Annotated in this window: 17 protein-coding genes; 6 read left to right on the top strand and 11 right to left on the bottom strand. The window is 71.0% G+C overall.

Annotated features, from left to right (window positions below):
* Nucleotides 1-19: 19 nt before the first annotated feature.
* From LZG04_RS30890 to LZG04_RS30865, 6 genes are all read right to left on the bottom strand, one after another.
* The gene (locus LZG04_RS30890) at nt 20-424 is read right to left on the bottom strand and encodes a DUF1992 domain-containing protein (protein ID WP_233823564.1); all 405 of its coding nucleotides are present in this window, start codon (nt 422-424) and stop codon (nt 20-22) included.
* Nucleotides 421-1,647, bottom strand: a complete 1,227-nt coding sequence (locus tag LZG04_RS30885) for an RNA polymerase sigma factor (RefSeq protein WP_233823562.1) — start codon at nt 1,645-1,647, stop codon at nt 421-423. Before LZG04_RS30885 ends, LZG04_RS30890 begins: the two co-directional genes overlap by 4 nt.
* Nucleotides 1,644-2,048, bottom strand: coding sequence for a YciI family protein (locus tag LZG04_RS30880; protein ID WP_233823560.1), 405 nt, complete (start codon nt 2,046-2,048; stop codon nt 1,644-1,646). Before LZG04_RS30880 ends, LZG04_RS30885 begins: the two co-directional genes overlap by 4 nt.
* A gap of 154 nt (nt 2,049-2,202) precedes the next feature.
* A complete protein-coding gene (locus tag LZG04_RS30875) occupies nt 2,203-3,306 on the bottom strand; it encodes a cellulose binding domain-containing protein (protein ID WP_233823557.1) in 1,104 nt (367 codons plus the stop codon).
* Between the two features lie 9 nt (nt 3,307-3,315).
* On the bottom strand, nt 3,316-4,929 hold the full coding sequence (locus LZG04_RS30870; RefSeq protein ID WP_233823555.1) for a cellulase family glycosylhydrolase: 1,614 nt from the start codon (nt 4,927-4,929) through the stop codon (nt 3,316-3,318).
* Nucleotides 4,930-5,307: 378 nt separating this feature from the next.
* Nucleotides 5,308-6,330 carry a LacI family DNA-binding transcriptional regulator gene (locus tag LZG04_RS30865; protein WP_233823553.1) on the bottom strand — a complete coding sequence of 341 codons (1,023 nt, stop codon included), beginning with the start codon at nt 6,328-6,330 and terminating at the stop codon, nt 5,308-5,310.
* Nucleotides 6,331-6,434: 104 nt separating this feature from the next.
* Between LZG04_RS30865 and LZG04_RS30860 the strand changes: the two genes are divergently transcribed.
* Nucleotides 6,435-7,403, top strand: a complete 969-nt coding sequence (locus LZG04_RS30860; RefSeq protein WP_233823551.1) for an alpha/beta fold hydrolase — start codon at nt 6,435-6,437, stop codon at nt 7,401-7,403.
* 64 nt (nt 7,404-7,467) lie between these two features.
* Here the strand turns inward: LZG04_RS30860 and LZG04_RS30855 are convergent, their stop codons facing one another.
* The 3 genes from LZG04_RS30855 to LZG04_RS30845 are packed head-to-tail and all read right to left on the bottom strand — an operon-like array spanning nt 7,468 to nt 13,838.
* Nucleotides 7,468-10,488, bottom strand: coding sequence for a glycosyl hydrolase 115 family protein (locus LZG04_RS30855; RefSeq protein ID WP_233823549.1), 3,021 nt, complete (start codon nt 10,486-10,488; stop codon nt 7,468-7,470).
* A 33-nt stretch (nt 10,489-10,521) separates the two neighbouring features.
* Nucleotides 10,522-12,855, bottom strand: coding sequence for a glycoside hydrolase family 3 N-terminal domain-containing protein (locus tag LZG04_RS30850; RefSeq protein ID WP_233823547.1), 2,334 nt, complete (start codon nt 12,853-12,855; stop codon nt 10,522-10,524).
* Entirely contained in the window at nt 12,849-13,838 is a 990-nt protein-coding gene (locus LZG04_RS30845) for a LacI family DNA-binding transcriptional regulator (RefSeq protein WP_233823545.1), read from the bottom strand. The genes LZG04_RS30850 and LZG04_RS30845 overlap by 7 nt, the downstream gene beginning before the upstream one ends.
* Nucleotides 13,839-14,067: 229 nt before the next feature.
* Between LZG04_RS30845 and LZG04_RS30840 the strand changes: the two genes are divergently transcribed.
* The 5 genes from LZG04_RS30840 to LZG04_RS30820 all read left to right on the top strand — a co-directional run bounded on the left by LZG04_RS30840 (nt 14,068) and on the right by LZG04_RS30820 (nt 19,502).
* Entirely contained in the window at nt 14,068-15,327 is a 1,260-nt protein-coding gene (locus LZG04_RS30840) for an extracellular solute-binding protein (RefSeq protein WP_233823543.1), read from the top strand.
* On the top strand, nt 15,327-16,181 hold the full coding sequence (locus tag LZG04_RS30835) for a carbohydrate ABC transporter permease (protein WP_233823541.1): 855 nt from the start codon (nt 15,327-15,329) through the stop codon (nt 16,179-16,181). Before LZG04_RS30840 ends, LZG04_RS30835 begins: the two co-directional genes overlap by 1 nt.
* Entirely contained in the window at nt 16,178-16,996 is an 819-nt protein-coding gene (locus tag LZG04_RS30830; RefSeq protein WP_233823539.1) for a carbohydrate ABC transporter permease, read from the top strand. The genes LZG04_RS30835 and LZG04_RS30830 overlap by 4 nt, the downstream gene beginning before the upstream one ends.
* A 40-nt stretch (nt 16,997-17,036) precedes the next feature.
* On the top strand, nt 17,037-18,080 hold the full coding sequence (locus tag LZG04_RS30825; protein WP_233823537.1) for an endo-1,4-beta-xylanase: 1,044 nt from the start codon (nt 17,037-17,039) through the stop codon (nt 18,078-18,080).
* A 378-nt stretch (nt 18,081-18,458) separates the two neighbouring features.
* A complete protein-coding gene (locus LZG04_RS30820; protein WP_141976779.1) occupies nt 18,459-19,502 on the top strand; it encodes a LacI family DNA-binding transcriptional regulator in 1,044 nt (347 codons plus the stop codon).
* Nucleotides 19,503-19,512: 10 nt separating this feature from the next.
* Here the strand turns inward: LZG04_RS30820 and LZG04_RS30815 are convergent, their stop codons facing one another.
* Both LZG04_RS30815 and LZG04_RS30810 read right to left on the bottom strand, forming a co-directional pair.
* Nucleotides 19,513-20,055, bottom strand: coding sequence for a hypothetical protein (locus tag LZG04_RS30815; protein WP_233823534.1), 543 nt, complete (start codon nt 20,053-20,055; stop codon nt 19,513-19,515).
* 20 nt (nt 20,056-20,075) lie between these two features.
* The gene (locus LZG04_RS30810; protein WP_233823532.1) at nt 20,076-21,368 is read right to left on the bottom strand and encodes a lytic polysaccharide monooxygenase; all 1,293 of its coding nucleotides are present in this window, start codon (nt 21,366-21,368) and stop codon (nt 20,076-20,078) included.
* Nucleotides 21,369-21,464 lie beyond the last annotated feature (96 nt).

Below are 21,464 nucleotides of genomic sequence, written 5' to 3'. Positions count from 1 at the left end.
CCGGCGGGCGGCCCGGACCTCAGTCGGCGGCGTGGTCGGCCCGCCACCGGGCGACGACGTGCTCGACGTCGAACGGCATCAGGTTCAGCGGCGGGCCGGACAGCGGCTTGCGGATCGCCGCCTCGATCTTGGCGTTGACGTCGGCCAGGATCGACCTCACCTCGGCCTCGGTGCGCGCCCGCCCGGCGGCCTCGCGCGCGTCGGCCGCCTCCTTGCGCAGCAGCAGCGTCGGCGGGAGCGCGGTGCCCTCTTCCCGGCGCAGCTTCTCCTTCACCCACCACAGCTCGTCGTGCGGCTCGTGCAGCCCCTTCAACGGCTTGCCCGCACCCGGCAGGTCGTCGAAGTCGCCCCGGTCCTGCGCCTCGCGGATCTGCCGTTCGATCCAGGTCTCGAAGCCGACACCGGCCGGTTTGCGCTCGGTCACGACGCACCACCCCCCGTCGAGCCTACCGGCGGGTCGAGCCGGGCCGCCCGGTCGACCAGGTACCGCCGCTCGGGCACGCTGGTCGTGCGCGCGGCGGCCGCGCGGTAGTGCGCCACGGCCCGCGGCACGTCGCCCGCCATCTCGTGCAGGTGGCCGCGGACGGCGTCGAGGCGGTAGTGGCCGGGCAGGCGCTCGTCCAGGGTGTCGATCAGCGACAGCCCTTCCGCCGGGCCGTGCACCATGGCCACCGCGATCGCCCGGTTGAGCGAGACGACCGGGTTGCCGGTCATCCGTTCCAGCAGCCCGTAGAGGCTGAGGATCTGCGGCCAGTCGGTGTCCTCGGCGCGCGCCGCGTCGTCGTGGACGGCCGCGATCGACGCCTGCAACTGGTACTCGCCGATCGCGCCGCGCTCCAGCGCCCCCATGATCAGCTGTACGCCCTCGGCGATGAGGGCCTTGTCCCACCGCGACCGGTCCTGCTCGGCCAACGGGACGAGCGCGCCGTCCGGGGCGGTGCGCGCGGGCCTGCGGGCGTCCGTGAGCAGCATCAGCGCCAGCAGGCCCGCCACCTCCGGGTCGGACGGCAGCCGGGCGTGCACCGCCCTGGTCAGGCGGATCGCCTCGCCGGACAGCTCGGTGCGGTGCAACGCGCCGCCGACGCTGCTGGTGTAGCCCTCGTTGAAGATCAGGTACAGCACGTGCAGCACGTTCCGCAGCCGGGCGGCGAACTCGTCCGGGTGGGGCACGGCGAAGCTCGCCCCGCGCAGCTTCTGCTTGGCCCGGCTGATCCGCTGCGCCATGGTCGCCTCGGGCACCAGGAACGCGTTCGCGATCTCCGCCGTGGTCAGGCCGCCCACCGCGCGCAACGTCAGCGCGATCGCCGACGCGGGCGTCAGCTCCGGGTGGCAGCACAGGAACAGCACCACCAGCGTGTCGTCGCGGTCCTCCGCCTCGCCCGGCGACGGCTCGCGGAACACCTCGTCCTCGCGGCGGCGGCGCGCGGCCTCGCTGCGGATCAGGTCGGTCATCCTGCGCACGGCCGCCTGCACCAGCCAGCCGCGCGGGTTGTCCGGCAAGCCGTCCACGGGCCAGTGGCGCGCGGCGGCCAGCAACGCCTCCTGCACGGCGTCCTCGGCGAGCGCAAAGTCGCCGAACCGGCGCGCGACCACGCCGAGGACCTGCGGCGCGCACTGCCGCAGCAGGTCCTCGACGGTCGCGCTCACAGGTCGGTCGACGCGGGCGCGGACATCAGCTCCCGCACCTCGATCGGCTGGCCGATCGGCACGCCGTTCGGGCCGGGCGCGGCGGACGCCTTCGCCGCGATCTCGAGCGCGCGCTCCAGCGTGGTGTCGACCATCCAGTAGCCGGCCAGCAGCTCCTTGGACTCGGGGAACGGGCCGTCGGTGATGACGGGCGCGCCGGAGCCGGTGTACGTCACCGTCTTGGCCAGCTCCGGGCTCGCCAGGCCCTGCGCGTCGACCAGCTCGCCGTTCTCGGCCAGCTCCTTGCCCAGGTCCTGCTGGAACCGGATGTGCGCGGCGACGTCTTCGTGCGCCCATTGATCCATCGGGACGTCGCAGTTGGCAGCCGGGCCGTAGTTCATGAGGAGCAGGAACTTCGCCATGTCGGACTCCTAGATGTTCGTGCGCCCATCTTGGCGCTCGCACCCTGTGGACGGGGCCGGCACGGCGTTCTCTACGTCATATTGTGTGACCTGAGTCACGCCTGACGGCCTCGCGGTCGTGCCCTGGGACGCAGGGCACGACCGCGAGGTCCGGTCAGGACAGCGTGCAGATGGGCGTGGGCGTCCAGCCCGTCGCGTCACCCGTGCCGGTGAACCCGACCTTGGTCGTCCCGGCCGGCGGCAGGGCGCCGTTCCAGGACGCGTTCGTCACGGTCACCGACGTGCCGCTCTGGGTGAACACACCGTTCCAGCCCTGGGCCAGCGCCATGCCCGCCCGGAAGGCGAACCCGACCCGCCAGCCGCGGCTCGCCGTGCCGCCACCGTTGCGGACCGTGATGTCGACCTGGAAGCCGCCCTGCCACTGGTTGACGACCTTGATCTCGACGTCGCACGACCCACTGGGAACGGAGGTCGTGGTGGTGGTCGTCGTCGTAGTAGTAGTGGTCGTGGTGGTCGTGGTGGACGTCGTGGTCGAGGTGGGCGTGGTGCCGTTGAGCGCGGACACCACGGCCGGGATCCACCGGTCCGCGATCTTGCGATCGCCGGACGCGTTCGGGTGCACACCGTCGTAGGTGTCGGTGGTGGTGTTGAACCCGGTCCACTGGTCGACCACGGTGATGGGCGACTGGGCGGTCGACTTGGCCGCCGCCCAGCCCGGGATCGCCGCGTTCAGGTCGACCACCCGCTGCGGGCACTCCGCGCACGCGCTCGCCGCCATCGGGATGATCTTGGCGACGAGCACCTTCATGCTCGCGTTGTTGGCGCGCATCTGGTCGACCAGCTTGCTGTAAGCCGCCAGGATCGTCGCCGTCGACCGGTTGCTCCACACGTCGTTGGTGCCGAAGTGCATGAGCACCACGTTCGGGTTGGTGGCGCTCAACCACCCGACGAGCTGGTTCTGGTCGGCCACCGCCGTGACCAGCGCGCCGCCGTGGCCCTCGTTCTCGCCGTCGTAGGCGAAACCGCAGCCGTCACCGGCGCGGGTGCCCACGAAGTCGATGTTCGTGTGCCCGGCCGCGCGCAGGTCGCGGTCCAGCAGGGCCCGCCAGCAGCCCGGCGACCCGGTGATCGAGTCGCCCAGGGCCATGATGCGCGTCGGCGCGGCGGCCTCGACCGCCTGACCCGGCGCGGCCACCAGGAGCCCGACCAGCGTGGCCAGCGCGCCCAACAGCGCCGTGACCGCCGTCTTCCTCGTCATCGCGGTCTCCTAGGCCGTCGTGCAGGTGGCGCCGTTGAGGGTGAACGCGGTGGGCACGGAGTTCGTGCCGTTCCACGACCCGATGAAGCCGAAGCTGACCGAGCCGTTCACCGGGATGGACGCGGTGTAGGACACGTTGGTCGCGCTCAGCACGGCACCCGACTGGGTCGTGGTGGCACCCCAGGACTGGCTCACCGTCTGGCCGTTGGCCCAGGTCCAGCGCAGCGTCCAGCCGTTGACCGGCGCGGTGCCGGTGTTGGCGATCTTCACGTCGCCCTGGAAGCCGCCCTGCCACTGGCCCGCGACCTTGTAGGTGACCGCGCAGGAACCGCCGCCGCCACCGGGCAGGGTGGTGGCGGTGACCGTGCCCGACCGGGTCGAGCGGTTGCCCGCCGCGTCCCGCGCGTAGACCGCGAAGGTGTAGGCGGTGTTGGCCGACAGGCCGGTGACGGTCGCCGACGTCGTGGCCGAGCTCGCCGCCGGGGTCTCGGTGGTGCCGCTGACCCGCACCACGTCGTAGCCGGTCACGCCCACGTTGTCGGTGGACGCGGCCCAGGACAGCGTGACGCTGCCGGACGTGACACCGGACGCGGTCGGGGTGCCGGGCGCGGACGGCGGGGTCGGGTCGACCGGGCCGCCGCCGTACACGCTGGCCTCGCGGGAGGTCGCCTTGATGCCGTTCGCGCCGTTGACCGCGCGCTGACCCCAGCTCGTGAGCTGGGCGGCGTTGAAGCCGGTGACCATGTCGAGGTACTCCACACCGCCACCGTTGCCCGACCACGACCACGCCAGGTAGCCGAGCTTGAGCGACTGCGTGGTGGCGAAGATCGTGTCCTCGTCGGGGTTGCCGTCGGAGTGGTCGTGGCCGAACTCGCCGACCACGATCGGCAGCTTCGCCGTGACGAACCGGTTCAGGTAGTCGTTGATCTCCGCGGCAGTGTCGAACACGCCGTACATGTGGATGGAGAACACCGTGTTGCGCTGCGGGTCGGCGGCGAACACCGAGGCGGCGTTGTCACGCATGGTGAAGGCCCAGTCCTGGCCCCAGTTCGGCGCGTCCACCATGATCGTGTGCTGGAAGCCGGCCGCGCGCAGCGAGGTGATGGCGTCCTTGGTGGCCTGGGTCCAGCCGGTGTAGCCGGTGTTGCCCCACGGCTCGTTGCCGATGTTGAGGATGACGTACTTCTCCTGGCCCGCCAGGGCGCTCTGGACGCTCTTCCAGTACTCCACCGCGCGGGCCAGGCTGATCGCGCCGCTCTGCTCCTGGTAGCCGGTGGTGTCGTGCACCTCCAACACGCAGATCAGCTTGTTGGCCTTGCACTGGTCGATCACGTTGGTGACGTCGGCGGCGGTGTTGAGGGTCCACCGGTCACCGGAGCTGAGCACCACGCGGACCGTGTTGGCGCCGGTGGCCTTGATGTCCTTGAGCGCCTGGGTGGTGCGGTCGGCGTACCAGGTGTGCGCGTGGTTCACGCCACGCATCACGAAGTCGTTGCCGTTGGCGTCGAGCAGACGCCCGTTGCTGACGGTGAACCCGGCCGCGGCGTGCGCCGGCACCACCGTCAGCAGTGACAGGACCAAGGCGGCGACGGCTGCGCCGACCGAGGCGAATCGCTTGCGCATGGATGTACCTCGCGTTGTTGTCGACATTGACGTAGCGAGCGCAGGGCAGCGCACCTGCCCGCGGCAGGCCCCAACACCAAAGCAATTAACCGCTTAAGTGTCAACGGCCGACTTGCCGCCGAACTCCACGCGCCACCCCGCCACGGCACACCGGACCACCGCCCCTGGGACCGCTCCCAGCCGACTGGCGCCAGTCTCCCCCACCCAACCCCGAGAGTCCAACGTTCACGCCGCGAGAGTCCTACGTTCGCGACCCCCGAATTCAACGCTCGCGCACGGCCAGCTCCGCCGCCGGCGGTCAAGGCAGGGGCGTGAGTGTTGAATTCGCGGGTCCTGAACGTAGGACTCACGCGTTCTGGACGTAGGACTCTCGCGGGGTTAGGTGGTTGGGGGGTGGGTGGTGGTGGAGCGGGGGACCAGTTCCGGGTCCGAGGTCTTGACCTGGTCGGGTGGGCCGCCGTTGATCACGTCCAGCAGCAGGCGGACGGCGGCGGCGCCGCGTTCGGCGATCGGGCGGCGGACCGCGGACAGGGCCGGGCGGACCAGGCGGCACAGGGCCGAGTCGTCCCACGCGACCAGCGACAGCTGGTCGGGCACGGACAGGCCCAGCTCGTGCGCCACGCCCAGGGCCGAGACGGCCATGACGTCGTTGTCGAACACCAGGGCGGTCGGCGCGACGCCGCTGGTCAGCACCCTCCGCGTCACGCGGGCGGCGGCCTCGTCGGAGTAGTCGGCGTGCACGACCCGCGCGTCGGGCAGGCCCAGCCGCGCCGCGGCGGCGGTGAACGCGCGGGACCGGCTCTGGGTGTGCACGAACCTCGTCGGTCCGGCGACCCGCACGATCCGCCGGTGCCCGAGCGCCACCAGGTACTCCAGCACCTCGGCCACGGCCAGCTCGTCGTCGGTCCACACGCACGGCAGGTCCGGCACGACCGGCTCACCCAGCACGACCGCCGGCAGCCGCAGCTCCCGCACCAGCTCCACCCGCGGGTCGTTCTGCACGAGGTCGACCAGCAGCACGCCGTCCACCCGCCGCTCGCCCCACCACCGCCGGTACGCCGCCAGCTCGGCCGCCGAGTTGTCCGTGACCTGGAACAGCAACGACGTGGGCCCGCCCGCCAACGCGCCCTGGATGCCGGAGATCAACTGCATGAAGTACGGCTCGACGCCGATCACGCGGGCCGGCCGGTCCACCACGAGCCCGATCGCGTTCGCCCGGCCGTCGCTCAACGACCGCGCCGCGCTGCTGGGCACCCACCCGAGGCGGTCGGCGATGTCCATGATCCGGCGACGCGTCGGCTCGGAGACGCCCGGCCGGTTGTTGAGCGCGTACGACACCGCGCCGGTGGACACGCCGGCGGCCTTGGCGATGTCCGAGATGGTCGGACGCTTACCTACCACCCGCGCCTCCTCGGTCGGTGATCATCGAGTTTAGACCGCCGCACCGGCGCTCCGGCCCGGTAGGGTAATTAAGCGCTTAACGGATAACGGGAAAGGGGACCGCCGTGCCCTGGTTCGACCTCTCCGAGCGGGAGTTGGCGCTGTACCGGACCGACACCGCCGAGCCGGACAACCTCGACCTGTGGTGGAAGACCCGGCTGGAGGAGGCACGGGCCGCCGCGTTGCCGCCCGTGCTCACGCCCTACGCGGCCGACGCCTACGGGCCGCTGTCCGTCTGGGACGTCGAGTTCTCCGGCTACAACGGCGACCGGGTGCGCGGCTGGTACATCCGCCCGGCCGGTTCCGGTGTCGAGGCCCTGCCGACCGTGGTGTGCTACATCGGGTACGGCGGCGGGCGCGGCTTGCCCTCGGAGCACGCGTTGCTGCCGTCGGTGGGCTACGCGGTGTTCGTGATGGACACCCGCGGCCAAGGCGGGCGGTGGACGCTCGGCGCGACGCCGGACTCCGGGTTCGCGGGCCCCGAGCACCCCGGCGTGATGACGCGCGGCATCGCCAGCCCCGAGACCTACTACGTCACGCGGCTCATGGTGGACGCGGCACGCGCGGTCGAGGTGGCCGCCTCGCTGGACGGGGTGGACGAGGCGCGGCTCGCGGTGTCCGGCGGCAGCCAGGGCGGCGGGCTGGCGCTGGCCGCCGCCGCGCTCAACGGCGAGGCGGTGAAGGTCTGCCACGCCGACGTGCCGTTCCTGTGCGACTTCCAGCGCGCCGTCACCATCACCGACGCCGAGCCGTACGGGGAGATCGCGAAGTTCCTGGCGCAGCACGTCGACCTGATCCCGGCCGCGCTCGACACGCTGCGGTACGTGGACGGCGCGTTGCTGGCCAAGCGGATCACCGCGACCTCGTTGCTCAGCGTGGGTCTGATGGACGAGGTGTGCCCGCCGTCCACGGTCTACGCGGCATACAACGAGATCACCGCGCCGAAGGAGATGGCGGTGTTCCCGTTCAGCGGCCACACCACGCCTCGGGTGCACGACGAGCGCAAGCTGCGCCACCTGCGCGCCCACCTCTGAGGCGGGTGGGAAAGCGGGGCGTGAGGGGGGCCACCGCCATAGTCCCCCTCACGCCCCAGCCCGGTCAGTGGACTCGGCGGCTCTCCGGAGGCCCCAGGTAGCTCGGCCTGAGCCCTCCCGTGTCCACGACCAGCTTCTGGACCACCACGGTGGGGTCGACCATCCAGAACTTGAGCGTGTGCACGCCCGCGTCGAGGTGGTGCCCGGTGGCGGTCTTGTTGACGTTGTCCGAGGTGTTGCGCTCCCACTGGCGGTTCATGGTGGTGTCGTTCGCGCCGGTGGCCGCGGTGATGTCGACGACCTGCGGCGGCTGGTCGTCGAACGACACGGCGTAGCGCAGGCCCGGCCCGGACAGCACCGGGTTGCGCGGTGACAGGTACGCCCACACGGTCACCGGCCCGGTGGACCGCACGGTCAGGTCGTACTCCAGCCGCGGCCCGGTCGGCTCACGGCTCGGCGCGGTGACCGGGAACGGCTCCACGCCGTCGCCGGTGCGGCCGAGGTCGGGCACCCGCTGCCACCGCACGCCGTCGCCGTCCACGACCCGGGTCGCGTTGGCGGCCTCGATCGAGACGTAACCGTTGGCCTCCACGAAACCGCGCGGGTCCACCAGGTCGTTCTCCACCACGGCCTGCACGGTCACCAGCACGCCCGCGCCGGTGATCGTGATCGGCACGGTGGTCCGGCCCCTGGGCGCACGCGCCCAGTCGACGTGCGCGGTCAGCCGGACCTGGTCGTGCACGGTGCCGTGCGGCCGGTCGACCTCCAGCCACGCCGCGCCCGACGTGGCCCAGTAGTCGAACGGGATGGAGCCGCGGTTGAACACGTCGACGTACTGCGCCGGCTGGGACTGGTGCGGGCTGAACGCGGGCAGCACCGGCGATCCCCCGGCGGCGGGCCACCACTGGTCGGAGCCGTCGACGGCCACGCCCAGCTCGGCCACCTGCGGCAGCGCGATGCGCTTGACGGCCGGGAACACCTCGTCCGGCAACGCCTGGTTGTCGCGCTCGGGCTGCTGCCACGGCGCGTTGGGCCCGTACCGCGCCACGTCGCCGTAGCCGATCTTCGGCTGGGTCTGGAAGCCGCGCCACTTCCCGCCCGCCAGCACGGTGTTGTAGTAGTCCGACATCGCCTGGTCGTCGGCGAACCGCGCGTCGGTGACGTCGGCCAGCGCGTTGGCCGACGCACGCCCCTGCCGCACGTAGAGCAGGTTGGTGAACTCCGCCAGCCGCAACGCGTACAGGTTCGCCGTCGCCTTCACCTGGTAGTGCACGAGCTGGTGGTAGGCGTCCTGCGACGACGGCGGCAGTGTGGCGCGGACGCGCTCGGACCTCTCCGCCAGCCGCTGCCACTGCTCCGTGACGCGCTCGATCTCGCGGTAGTCGGTGAGGCTGAACGGCGACGCCTGGTCGTCGTAGACGATCGCCTTGCCCTCACCGGTGGCCTTGCGGTTGAGCAGCTCCGGCTTGCGGTCGGACTGGAGCCTGCCGTACTCGCGCAGCACCGAGGCGATCTCGGCGGCCGGTCGCGCGCCGAAGTTCTGCGCCGCGTAACGCCTCTCCCACTGCCCCAGCTTCTCCACCGGCCAGCGCTGCGGGTCCCAGGCGTAGTCGAGGAAGAACTGCAACGGCAGCTCGTTGCCCTTCATGTCGCCCGCGTTGACGACCCACAGCCGGTCGACGCCGTACTCGTAGGACTGGTGCAGCTGGTCCCACACGTTGGGCAGCAGGTTGGTGTCGACCCACTTGTAGTTGCGCCCGCCGCCGACGTAGTCGAAGTGGTAGTACAGGCCGTACCCGCCCGAGCGCGGCTCCAGCCCCGGGGCGGGCAGCTTGCGCATGTTGCCCCAGTTGTCGTCGGCGAACACGACGGTGACGTCGTCCGGTGGGCGCAGCCCTTTGTCCCAGTAGCGCTGGACCTCCTTGTAGAGGGTCTGCACCTGCGGCACGTCCGCCATGCCCTCCCGGGCCAGGATCTCGCGCTGGGCGGCGAGTATCTCCCGCATCAGCTCGATGCCGTCGCCGTCGGGCAGGCTCACGTCGCCGTTGCCGCGCATGCCGAGGGTCACCACGCCCTCGAAGCCCTCGTCCTTCATCCGCCGCACGCCGTCGGACCAGTACCGCTCGATGGCGTCGCGGTTGCGCCGGAAGCTCCACTCGCCGTTGCCGCCGTACGGGTCGCCCGTGCCGGCTTTCGCGTGCCGGTTCCACTCCTCGATGCCGCGCATCATCGGCGCTTCGTGCGAGGTGCCCATGACGACGCCGTACGCCTTGGCCGTGGCGTGGTTGAGCGGGTCGTCCTCGGCGAACGCCCGGCCCCACACCGCGGGCCACAGGTAGTTGGCCTTGAGCCGCAACAAGGTCTCGAAGACCTTGGCGTAGAAGTGGTGGTTGAAGCCCGCCGGGTGGCCGGGGGCGTGCCCCGCGCCGAAGTGCGCCGGGGCCCAGGTGCCCAGCGCCGGGTTCTCGTCGTTGATGAAGAACCCGCGGTACTTCACCTTGGGCGTGCCCTGGCCGTGCCGGCCCGGCAGCACGTGCAGCTCGGTGCGCCGGGCCGGGGTGACGTCGTCCCACCAGTACCAGGGCGACACGCCGATCTCGCGGGACACGTCGTACGCGCCGAAGATCGTGCCGCGCTGGTCGCTGCCCGCGATGACGAACGCGCGCCGCACGCCCGGCATCGGGTCGTGCACGACCTGCTGGAGCGAGGTCTCCCACTTGCCCTCGATGGACGACACGTCGAGCCTGCCCCGCTCGACCAGGCCGTCGATCAGCGGGCTGCGGCCCACCGTGCCGACGATGACCACGTCGCCGCGCGGCTCGGAGGTGATCTCCGGCCGCACGCCCGTGACGCGTTCGACGTCGTCGCGCAGGTCGCCGACGACGCGCACCACGCCGGGGTGGTCGGCATCGCTGACCACGAGGGACGCGGCCTTGCCCCGCGACGCCAACGGGAAGCGTCCCGGTCCCGGGTCGTCGACGACGTACCCCTCGACCCGGGACGGGCCGTGCGGGGCGGGCGTCGCCGCCACCGGCGCCGCCGGCACGAGCAGTGCCAGCGGCACCAGCAAGGGCACCAACCTCATGGGTCACCTCATCGTGACGGAGTGGTCAGCGGGTCACCGTGCGGTGGTGGTCACCGGGGTCACCAGCACGCGGTCGTGGCCGACCACGCGCGGCTCGCCGGTGAGCGGCACCGAGTGCTCCCAACGGATGTCCTGGCTCGAGCAGCCCACCTGGAGCACGACGTCGCCGGTCTCGACGATCCGCTTGCCGTCGCGGCCGGTGAACGAGGTGCGGTCGGCGTGCAGGCGGAACGTGACCTCGGTGGCCGCGCCCGCCTCCAGCTCGACCCGGGCGAAGCCGACGAGCTGGCGCACCGGGCGGGTCACGCTGGCCACCGGGTCGTGCAGGTAGAGCTGCACGACCTCGGCGCCGGACCGGTCGCCGGTGTTGCGCACCAGGCACGACACCTCGATCTCGCCGTCGGCCGGGAACTGCGCGCCGGCGGCGAAGTCGGACAGCTCGAACGTCGTGTACGACAGGCCGTGCCCGAACGGGTAGGCGGGCGACGGGTCGACCGAGCTGACCCCGCCCGGACCGCCCAGCGGCGGGTGCAGGTAGGTGGTCGGCTGGCCGCCGGAGCCGCGCGGCACCTGCACGGGCAGCTTGCCGGACGGGTTGACCCGCCCGCTGAGCACGCCGGCCACCGCGCCCGCGCCCTCTTCGCCCGGGAAGAACGCCTGGACGACCGCGGCGGGCCGCGAGTTCACTCCAGTGGCGGGCTCCAGGTACTTCCCGAGCGCGTACGGCCGTCCGGTGAGCAGGACCAGCACCACGGGAACCCCCAGCGCCAGCAGCCGCTCCAGCAGCTCGCCCTGCACGCCGGGCAGGGTCAGGTCCTCGGCGTCGCAGCCCTCGCCGGAGGTGCCGCGGCCGAACAGCCCGGCCCGGTCGCCCAGCACGGCCAGGACCACGTCGGCCTCACGCGCGACCGCCACGGCGTCCTCGATGCCCGACCGGTCGTCGCCGTCGACCTCGCAGCCCTTGGCGGTGGTGACCGCGGCGGCCGGGAACTCCTTGCGCACCGCTTCGAGCATCGTGTCCATCTCGACGCCGAGCGCCACTTCGGGGTGCTGCACGCCCACGTGGTTCGGGAACGCGTAGCAGCCCATCAGCGCCAGCAGGTCGTCCGCGCACGGGCCGACGACGGCGAGCTTGCCCGCGTCGCGCAGCGGCAGCACGTCGGCGGCGTTGTCCAGCAGCACCACGGAGCGCTCGGCCATCGTGCGGGCCAGGTCGCGCAGCGCGGGCGGGTCGAGGTCGACCGGCTCGCCGCGCAGCACCGCGGGCGACTCCGGCTGCCAGCCCTCGTCCAGCAGGCCCAGCTCGCACTTCTGGGTCAGCACGCGGGTCACCGCGCGGTCCACCAGCGCCTCGTCGACCTCGCCGGAGCGCACCAGCTCGGCCAGCGGCTCGCCGTAGCAGCGCACGCTGGGCAGCTCGACGTCGATGCCGGCGGCCAGCGCCAGCGCGGCGGCCTCACCCGGCGAGCCGGCGACGCCGTGCGCGGTCTCCAGGAACGACACCGCGAAGTAGTCCGCGACCACCACGCCGGTGAAGCCCCACTGCTCGCGCAGCAGGTCGGTCAGCAGGGCCGGGTCGGAGGCCGGCGGCACGCCGTCGACCTCGGCGTAGGAGTTCATCACCGACCGCGCGCCACCCAGGCGCAACGCCATCTCGAACGGCGGCAGCACCACGTCGGCGAACTCGCGCGGCCCCATGTGCACGGGCGCGTGGTTGCGCCCGCCGCGCGAGGCCGAGTAGCCCGCGAAGTGCTTGAGGGTGGCCACGATCCCGCTGGACTCCAGGCCCTTGGTGTAGGCGGCACCGAGGAGACCGACGAGGTACGGATCCTCGCCGATGGTCTCCTCGGTGCGTCCCCACCGCGGGTCGCGCGACACGTCGAGCACCGGCGCCAATCCCTGGTGGACGCCGACGTCGCGCATCGCCAGACCCACCTCGCGTGCCATCCGCTCGACCGTCTCCGGGTCGAACGAGGCGCCCCACGCGAGCGGGGTCGGGAAGACGGTGGCCTGCCAGGCGGTGAAGCCGGACAGGCACTCCTCGTGCGCCATGGCCGGGATGCCGAACCGGGTGTTGGCGACCAGCTTGCGCTGCGTCTCGGCCAGCACCTTCGCGCCGACCAGCGGGTCGACCGGTCCCGTGCCGAACACCCGGGTCAGCTGGCCGAGGCCGGGCTTGGTCAGCTCGTCCCACGGCGGCAGGGGCTCGGCGAACTCGTGCTGCGCGGGCGCGACCTCCTCACCCTCGGAGATACCGACCCACACGCCCACCAGCTGGGCCAGCTTCTCCTCCAGGGTCAGCTCGGCCAGCAAGGCGGCGACCCGCTCACCGGTCGGCTTTCCGGGATCGGCCCAGGGGTTCAGCACGGCGGCTCCTTCGTTGACGATCGGACGACGAGTTCGGTGGCCAGTTCCACCCGTTCGGTCTCCACGGGGCGACCCGCGATCAGGTCGGCGAGCATGCGGCCCGCGTGGCGGCCCATCTCGGTCAGTGGCTGGCGCACGGTGGTGAGGGCGGGCGAGGACCACACCGCGACCGGCAGGTCGTCGAACCCGACCACGCTCAGGTCCTGCGGCACGGACAGGCCCACGACGCGGGCCGCCTCGATCACGCCTAATGCCTGCTCGTCGTTGCCGGCGAAGATCGCCGTCGGCCGGTCCGGCAGCGCCAGCAGCTCGGCCGCGCGGCGGAACCCGCCCTCGTGCTTGAAGTCGCCGTGCTTGACCAGTTCGGGGTTGAACGCGATGCCCGCGCGGTCCAGCGCGGCGCGGTAGCCGTCGACCCGCGCGCGGCTGCACAGCATCCCGGCCGGTCCGCCGATGACGCCGACCCGGCGGTGGCCGAGGCGCAGGAGGTGTTCGGTGGCGGCCAGGCCGCCGGCCCAGTTGGTCGCGCCGACGCTGGGCACGTTCGGCTGCGGCAGGTCCACCGGGTCGATGACCACGACCGGGATGCGGGAGTTGGCCAGCACCCGCCGGTCGGCGGCGGTCAGCTGGGAGGTGACCAGGAGCGCGCCCGCGCGCCTGGCCTCGACCAGCGACGCCGCCCACGACGTGTGTTGACGGGGCTTGTCCGTGGACGACACCACGACGTGCAGTCCGGTGTCGACGACGCCACGGATGATCTCCACCGCCCAGGGGCTGTCCAGGGCGGTGAACACGAGGTCCACCAGCAGGTGGCCGGAGGCCCTGCGGGACCCCACCGGCACGTAGTCGTACTCGGCGAGCAACTGCCGCACACGAGCCCTGGTCTCCGCGCCGACGTCGTCCTTCCCGTTGAGGACTTTGGACACCGTCGGGAGAGACACCCCCGCTGCTGCGGCAATCGTGGCCAACGTGGCTCGACGCATGCGCCGATAGTATCGAAACTCGATCGAAACACAAGAGTGACCTCCTGACGTGCAGAAACATCACCGAGACACGCCGAATGGTGACGCTTGACACCGATTGGACACCCGCCTAAGGTCTGCGCAAGTCGTGGATGTTTCGAAATATTTCGATGCCACGAACAAATCCGCAGCGTGGCAGAAGGGTGGCGGTCGCATGTCCCGCCGTTCATGGGTGCGTCCCCTCATCGCGATGGGGCTAGTCGCCGTGACAGCAATGGTGTCCGCGTGTGGCACGTCCGGTCCGGGCGAGAGCAACGCGGGCGCGCTGAAGATCTGGGCGCTCGAGGACCCGGTCCTCAACAAGATCGAGAACAAGTCGATCGACTCGTTCAAGGCCGGCGGTGGCAACGCCTCGCTGGAGACGTTCGGCAACGACCCGTACAAGCAGCGGCTCCGGGTCGCCATCGGCTCCCCCCAGGCCCCCGACCTGTTCTTCAACTGGGGCGGCGGCAACCTCAAGGAGTACGTCGACGCCGGCAAGGTGGCCGACCTGACCTCCGTGCTGGAGGAGAACAAGGCCGCCAAGGACGCGTTCATCCCCAGCGTGCTGAACGGCGCGAAGCTCGGCGACAAGTACTACGGCGTGCCGATGCGCGGCATGCAGCCCGTGCTGCTGTTCTTCAACAAGAAGGTCTTCACCGAGGCGGGCGCCCAGCCTCCGACCACGTGGGACGAGCTGCTCACGCTGGTGGACACCTTCAAGGCCAAGGGCATCACCCCGATCGCCCTGGCCGGCACGCAGGCGTGGACCGAGCTGATGTGGGCCGAGTACGTGCTCGACCGCGTCGCCGGCCCGGAGGTGTTCAAGAACATCCGCGACAAGGGCCCCGAGGGCTGGAAGGACCCGGCCGTGGTCGAGTCCATGACCAAGCTCAAGGACCTCATCGACCGGGGCGCGTTCGGCAGCAACTTCGCCTCCGTCGGCTACGACGCCGGTGGCGCGTCGACCATCCTGGCGCAGGGCAAGGCCGCGATGCACCTCATGGGCTCGTGGGAGTACACCAACCAGCTCGACCAGAGCCCGGACTTCGTGAAGAACGGCGACCTGGGCTGGGTGGCGTTCCCGTCGATCCCCGGCGGCAAGGGCGACGCGGGCAACCTCGTCGGCAACGTGAGCAACTTCTACTCGGCCACCCAGGACTCGAAGAGCCTGGACGCGGCGAAGAAGTTCGTCACCACCGAGCTGCACAAGGACTCCTACGTCGAGGCGCTGATCGAGGCCGGTGACGTCCCGCCGGTGGTGGGCGCCGAGGAGAAGCTCAAGAAGTCGCCGAACCCGGAGTACGCGTCCTTCATCTACGAGCTGGTGCTGGAGTCGAAGAACTTCCAGCTGTCCTGGGACCAGGACCTGCCCGCCGACAAGGCGACCTCCATGCTCACGCAGCTCCAGGAGTTCTTCCTGGGCAAGGTCTCGCCGCAGCAGTTCGTCGACGCGGTGGCCGCGCGCTGATGTCGTCCCAGCGGCCTTCGGCCTGGTATGCCGTGCCGGCGTTCGCGTTCTTCGCCCTGTTCGCCGCGTTGCCCATGCTGCTCGTGATCTACCTGAGCTTCACCGCTTGGGACGGGCTGGGCACACCGACGCTCAACGGCGGCGAGAACTGGTCCCGGCTGCTCGACGACGCCGAGGCGCGTGCCTCGGTGTGGCGGACCCTGGTGCTGATGGTCGTGTCGTGGCTCGTCCAGACCCCGATCGCGTTGCTGATCGGGGTCTGGGCGGCCGGCAAGCAGCGGTCCCGGGCGGTGCTCAGCTCGATCTTCTTCCTGCCGCTGCTGCTGTCCACGGCCGCCATCGCGTTGTTGTGGCAGGCGCTGCTCGAGCCGAACTTCGGCGCGTTCGTCGGCGGACCGCTGTTCCTGGGCGACCCCGACATCGCGCTCTACACGGTGGTGCTCGTGATCTCGTGGCAGTTCATCCCGTTCCACACCTTGCTCTACCAAGGCGCGGCACGGGCGGTACCGCCGTCCCTGTACGAGGCGGCGACCATCGACGGCGCCTCGCGGGTGAGCAAGTTCCGGCACATCACGCTGCCGCAGCTGCGGTACACGATCGTCACGTCGTCGGTGCTGATGCTGGTCGGCTCGCTGACCACCTTCGACACCGTGCTCATCCTGACCAACGGCGGACCGGGCACCGCGACCCGCATCCTGCCGCTGCACATGTACATCACCGGCTTCAGCGGGTTCGAGATGGGCTACGCGAGCGCGATCGCGGTCGTGCTGGTCGTGCTCGGCACCGCGTTGTCGCTCGCGGTGATGCGCTGGAGCGGGTTCCGCCAGATGAGCAGCCAGCAGGAGGGGTCGTGAAGTCTCGTCCCAACTGGCCCGCCGGGATCTTCGCCCTGGTGTGGCTGGCGATCGTCGTCGGACCACTGCTCTACCTGGTCACGGTGTCGCTGCGCACGCGTGCCGAGTACCTCGGCAAGAGCGTGTGGGAGATGCCGGACGCGTTGTCCCTGGACAACTACGTCACCGTGCTGACCGGCGGTTTCGGCCAGTACCTGCTGAACAACGTGATCGTGACCGTGGCGACGGTGGCGATCGTGGTGCTGGTGACCGTGCCCGCCGCGTACGCGGTGGTGCGCAACACCAGCCAGTTCGTGCAGCGCGGGTTCACCCTGCTCCTGATGGGGCTGGCGATCCCCGCGCAGGCCACGATCATCCCGGTGTACCTGATGATCACCCGGATGCAGCTGTACGACACGTTGACCGCGATCATCCTGCCGACAGCGGCGTTCGCGCTGCCGGTGGCGATGCTCGTGCTGGTCAACAGCCTGCGTGACGTGCCGCGCGAGCTGTACGAGGCGCAGGCGATCGACGGCGCCGGCCCGATGCGGGTGCTCGTGTCGCTGGTCCTGCCGCTGGCGCGGCCGGCGATCATGACGGTCGTGGTCTACACGGCGCTCAACGCGTGGAACGGGTTCCTCTTCCCGTTGGTGCTCACCCAGTCGGAATCGTCGCGGGTGCTCACCCTCGGGCTGTGGGACTTCCAGGGGCAGTTCGGCACGAACGTGCCGGCGCTGCTCGCGGCCGTGACGCTGTCCGTGCTGCCGATCTTCGTGGTGTACCTGATCGGGCGGCGGTTCCTGCTCAGCGGCCTCACGGCCGGTTTCGGCAAGTAGGTCCGGTTCTCTTCGGCTCGTTGGCTCGGAAGGGACGTCCATGCGCACAGTCGCGCTCGTTCTGGCGGTCGTGGGGTCGTTGGCCGCTGCCGTCGCACCCGCGGCGGCAGCGGCGCCGGAGCCGACGCTCCGGCAGCTCGCGGCACGGCACGACCTGGGCATCGGCACCGCCGTCGACATGGCGGCGCTGGCGAACGACCAGGTGTACCGCGAGCGGATCGCGTCGGAGTTCGACAGCGTCACGGCCGAGAACGTGATGAAGTGGGAGGCCCTGGAGCCCACCCGCGGTGGGTACCAGTGGGGCCCGGCGGACGAGCTGGTGGCGTTCGCGCGGGCCAACCGGCAGAGCGTGCGCGGGCACGTGCTGGTCTGGCACAACCAGAACCCGGCGTGGCTGTCGAGCCTGCCCGCCACCGAGCTGCGCTCGGTGCTGAAGGCGCACATCCAGACCACCGTGCGGCACTTCAAGGGCAAGATCTGGCAGTGGGACGTGGTGAACGAGGCGTTCAACGAGGACGGGACGCTGCGTGACACCGTCTGGCTGCGGGCGCTGGGGCCGGGGTACGTCGCGGACGCGTTCCGGTGGGCGCACGAGGCCGACCGCGGCGCGCTGCTGTTCTACAACGACTACAACATCGAGGACGTCAACGCCAAGAGCGACGGCGTGTACGCCCTCGTGCGGGATTTGAAGCGACAGGGTGTGCCGATCCACGGCGTCGGCGTGCAGGCCCACCACACGGCGGGCTACGCGCCGCAGACGATGCGGGAGAACCTGGGGCGGTTCGACGCCCTGGGGTTGCGCACCGCGGTGACCGAGGCCGACGTGCGGATGGTGATGCCGTCCGACTCGGTGAAGCTCCAGGCCCAGGCGAACGTCTACAGCACCATGCTCAAGGCATGCCTGCTCACGCCGCGGTGCCTGTCGTTCACGGTCTGGGGGTACACGGACAAGTACTCCTGGGTGCCCGGGGTGTTCGAGGGTGAAGGTGCGGCCAACATCCTCGACGAGAACTTCGCCGCCAAGCCCGCCTACCGGGCGTTGCGCGACGACCTCTCGCTCGGCGGCACGCGCCGCCGGGGCTGACCCGACCGGGCTCGGGCCCGCCACACCTCTCCCAGCGGGCCCGAGCCTCCCCCACCGTCGAACTCACCGGTCCCGAGCGCTCGACACGCGCGTTCCGAACGTAGGACTCGCGCGTGAGTCCTACGCTCGGAACGCGCGTGTCCTACGTTCAGGACCGGTGAGTTCAACGCTCGGGACAGTCTCATTTGGTGGTTAGGGTCGTCTGGGGTTGGGTAACCTCGTCAGTGCGGGCAGTGGGAGCAACCGGACATTCGACAGTTTCGATCCACGTAGCGAATGTTTCGACCCGGTAACGCGCACACCGCGTGACGAACAACCCACCGCCGCTCTCCCGCGTCCAGCGGCCGGAACTGGGCGGGGCTGCCGTAGACTGCCCCCATGCCGACCAAAGCCGACCCGTCACCCTCGGATGGCACAGCCTCGGGCAAGATCACCATTGCCGCCATCGCGGCAGAGGCCGGGGTCTCGGTTCCGACTGTTTCGAAAGTGATGAACGGTCGCGCGGACGTCGCTCCGCACACCCGGGAACGGGTCGAGGCGATCATCCGAAGGCACGGCTACCAGCGACGGGCGGACGAGCGGTCGCGACGGTCCAACCTGGTGGAACTGATGTTCCACGAGTTGGAAAGCGCCTGGGCGCTGGAGATCATCCGCGGTGCGGAGCAGGTCGCCGCCGAGCAGGGCCTCGCGCTCGTGCTGTCGGAGTCCCAGGGCAGGCTCACGCCCGGTCACGGCTGGCTGGAGGGCGTCATCGCCCGCAAGCCCCTGGCCGTGATCTCGGTCTTCTCCGACCTCACGTCCTCGCAACTGGCGAAGCTGCGCGCGCGGGACATCCCGGTCGTCGTGGTCGACCCCATCGGCGAACCCCAGCTGGAGACGCCCTCCATAGGAGCCACCAACTGGAACGGCGGCCTGACCGCCACCCGCCACCTCATCGAGCTGGGCCACCGCCGCATCGCCATGATCGGCGGCCCGGAACGGGTGCTGTGCAGCCGCGCCCGCGTGGACGGCTACCGCGCCGCGCTGGAGACCGCGGGCCTGGCCTACGACCCCGCACTGGTCCGCTACGGCGACTTCCACGTGGAGTCCGGGCGCGCCCAGTTCGCGCCGCTGCTGGACCTGCCCGACCCGCCCACGGCCGTCTTCGCCGGGTCGGACCTGCAGGCCCTCGGCGTCTACGAGGCGGCACGGGCGGCCGGCCTGCGCATCCCCGAAGACCTCAGCGTCATCGGCTTCGACGACCTCCCGGTCGCGCAATGGGTGGGCCCGCCGCTGACCACGGTCCGGCAGCCGCTGCAGGACATGGCCGCGGCGGGCACCCGTCTCGCCATCACGTTGGCACGTGGTGAAGAGCCCGAACACCGCCGAATCGAGCTTGCCACCACGCTGGTGGTGCGTCAGAGCACCGCCGCGCCACGCTGACGAGCCGCCTCTAGTGGTGGTGGCCCGGTTTCTGGACGTAGGTGCACCCCTCCGCCTCCGCGGGCTGGGTGTGCCCCACCTCCTCACCGGGCTCCACCGGTGTGCAACGCAGTTCGTGCAGTCCCAGCACTTCCAGGCCGAGCGTGCCGCTGAGCGCGAAGCCGTTGCCGAACCCGAAGTCCGGGTTGTCGGACACCTCGCCGCTCGCCATCGCGGCCTGCCACGCCTGCTGGAAGTCCTTCAGTTGCTCGCGCCGGAACACCACTAGCCCGAGCCGCTCGTACGGCCCCGCCGCGCACGTCGCCCACTCCGCCACGTGCGGCGCGTAGAGCTTCGCCCGCAGCGGGCCGACGAAGTCGGTGAACTCCTCCATCGTCCGCGGCACGACCTCGTCGCACTGCCCCGTCTTCTCCCGGACCCACTCGCCGACCTCCGCCGGGGTGGCCAGCGGTGGGCCGAGGGCGTTGGCGCCCAGGCCGTTGGCGCCGACGAGGCCGGCGGGGTCGGTCGCCGCCGAGGAGCAGGCGACCGACCCCACCAGGAGCGCGACCACGGCCGCGCATCGACCCAACATCAGGCCGCGGCGCAGGAAGCGCCGTTGAGGGCGAACGACGTCGGCTTCACGGGCGTCCCCTGCGACGTCCCGTTGAACCCGAAGGTCGCCGACTGGCCCGGCTGGATGTTCTGGTTCCAGCTCGCGCCCTTCGCGGTGGCCTTGCCCGCCGAGACGGCGACCTCGGCCGACCACGCCTGGCTGATCCCCTGACCGGCGGGGACGTCCCAGACGAGCTGCCACGCGTTGACCGCGCTGGTGCCCGTGTTCTTCACCGTCACGTTCGCGGTGAAGCCGCCCGACCACGAGCTGGGCACGCTGTAGGTCACCGAGCACGCGCCCGGCGTCGTGCCGCCGCCGGTGGCGGTCCGCACCGACACCACGGCCGAGGGCGGCGAGGTGTTGCCCGCCGCGTCCCGCGCGACCACGTAGAACTGGTACGCGGTGTCGGCGGCCAGGCCGGTGACGGTGGCCGAGGTGGTCGACGTCGTCGCGACCGCCACGTCGGTGGCGCCGGCCTCCCGGTACACGGTGTAGCCGCTGACGCCGGAGTTGTCCGTGGCCGCGGACCAGCTCAGGGACACCGCGTCGGCCGTGGCGGTCGCGGTGGGCGTGCCCGGGGCCGTGGGCGCCTGGGTGTCACCGCCGCTGTTGCCGCCGGTGAAGATCACGTCCGAGCAGCTGTAGAACGCCTCGGGGCTGTCGTTGCGCTGCCAGATCGAGTAGATGATGTGGCGGCCGCTCTTGTTCGGCAGGGTGCCGTTCCACGAGTACTCGCCGCCGACGGCCACCGGGTTGGTGATGCTGTCGAACGGCACCGGCTCCAGGTCGGACCACTTCAGCGGCTGCGTGACGTCGAAGCCGTCCTTGGTGACGTACTGGTCCCAGGTGCCGGGGTGCGGCGCCCACGCGTTGTACTTGAAGTTGATCCGCGCGCCCGCCTGCAACGTGGTCGTCGGCCAGTCGGCGCGGGGCAGGTTGTAGGCGTCGTACTTGGTGGTCGGCCCGCACAGGTCGCCGTCCGCGATGATCTCGCGGTGCCGGCCGCCCGCCAGGCTGATCAGGTTGCCGTACCAGTCCCACAGGGGTTGCTTGCCACCGATCTGGACCGCGGCGACGCACGCCGGGTTCGTCGGGTTCAGGTCACCGCCGCCGCTGCCCGCCCTGCCGTCTTCGTAGCAGGCGTAGGTGCGGCTGGCGGGGTAGGTCATCGACCCGTGCGCCAACGCCACGCCGCTCTGGACGAAGACGCTGGTCACACCGACGATACCGAGCGCGGCCACGGCCAACGCCCCAAAGCGCTTGAGTCGCAAGGACCTTCTCCTTCAGATCGACGGTGATCTGTGAACCACGAGGCTGGGAGCGCTCCCAGAATCACGATCGCATTACTGGTGACGCCACGTCAACGA

It is taken from the genome of Saccharothrix sp. S26 (genome assembly GCF_021390395.1).
GTDB lineage: Bacteria > Actinomycetota > Actinomycetes > Mycobacteriales > Pseudonocardiaceae > Actinosynnema.
The sequence above is the reverse complement of the archived record's forward strand: the minus strand, read 5'-3'. Positions and strand labels throughout refer to the sequence as shown.

What these genes read in the sequence shown, in the direction of transcription:
- LZG04_RS30855 (WP_233823549.1), bottom strand. Translation starts at nt 10,488, where the DNA reads ATGAGGTTGGTGCCCTTGCTGGTGCCGCTGGCACTGCTCGTGCCGGCG.
- LZG04_RS30835 (WP_233823541.1), top strand. Translation starts at nt 15,327, where the DNA reads ATGTCGTCCCAGCGGCCTTCGGCCTGGTATGCCGTGCCGGCGTTCGCG.
- LZG04_RS30840 (WP_233823543.1), top strand. Translation starts at nt 14,068, where the DNA reads ATGGGGCTAGTCGCCGTGACAGCAATGGTGTCCGCGTGTGGCACGTCC.
- LZG04_RS30870 (WP_233823555.1), bottom strand. Translation starts at nt 4,929, where the DNA reads ATGCGCAAGCGATTCGCCTCGGTCGGCGCAGCCGTCGCCGCCTTGGTC.
- LZG04_RS30875 (WP_233823557.1), bottom strand. Translation starts at nt 3,306, where the DNA reads ATGACGAGGAAGACGGCGGTCACGGCGCTGTTGGGCGCGCTGGCCACG.
- LZG04_RS30820 (WP_141976779.1), top strand. Translation starts at nt 18,459, where the DNA reads ATGCCGACCAAAGCCGACCCGTCACCCTCGGATGGCACAGCCTCGGGC.
- LZG04_RS30880 (WP_233823560.1), bottom strand. Translation starts at nt 2,048, where the DNA reads ATGGCGAAGTTCCTGCTCCTCATGAACTACGGCCCGGCTGCCAACTGC.
- LZG04_RS30845 (WP_233823545.1), bottom strand. Translation starts at nt 13,838, where the DNA reads ATGCGTCGAGCCACGTTGGCCACGATTGCCGCAGCAGCGGGGGTGTCT.
- LZG04_RS30825 (WP_233823537.1), top strand. Translation starts at nt 17,037, where the DNA reads ATGCGCACAGTCGCGCTCGTTCTGGCGGTCGTGGGGTCGTTGGCCGCT.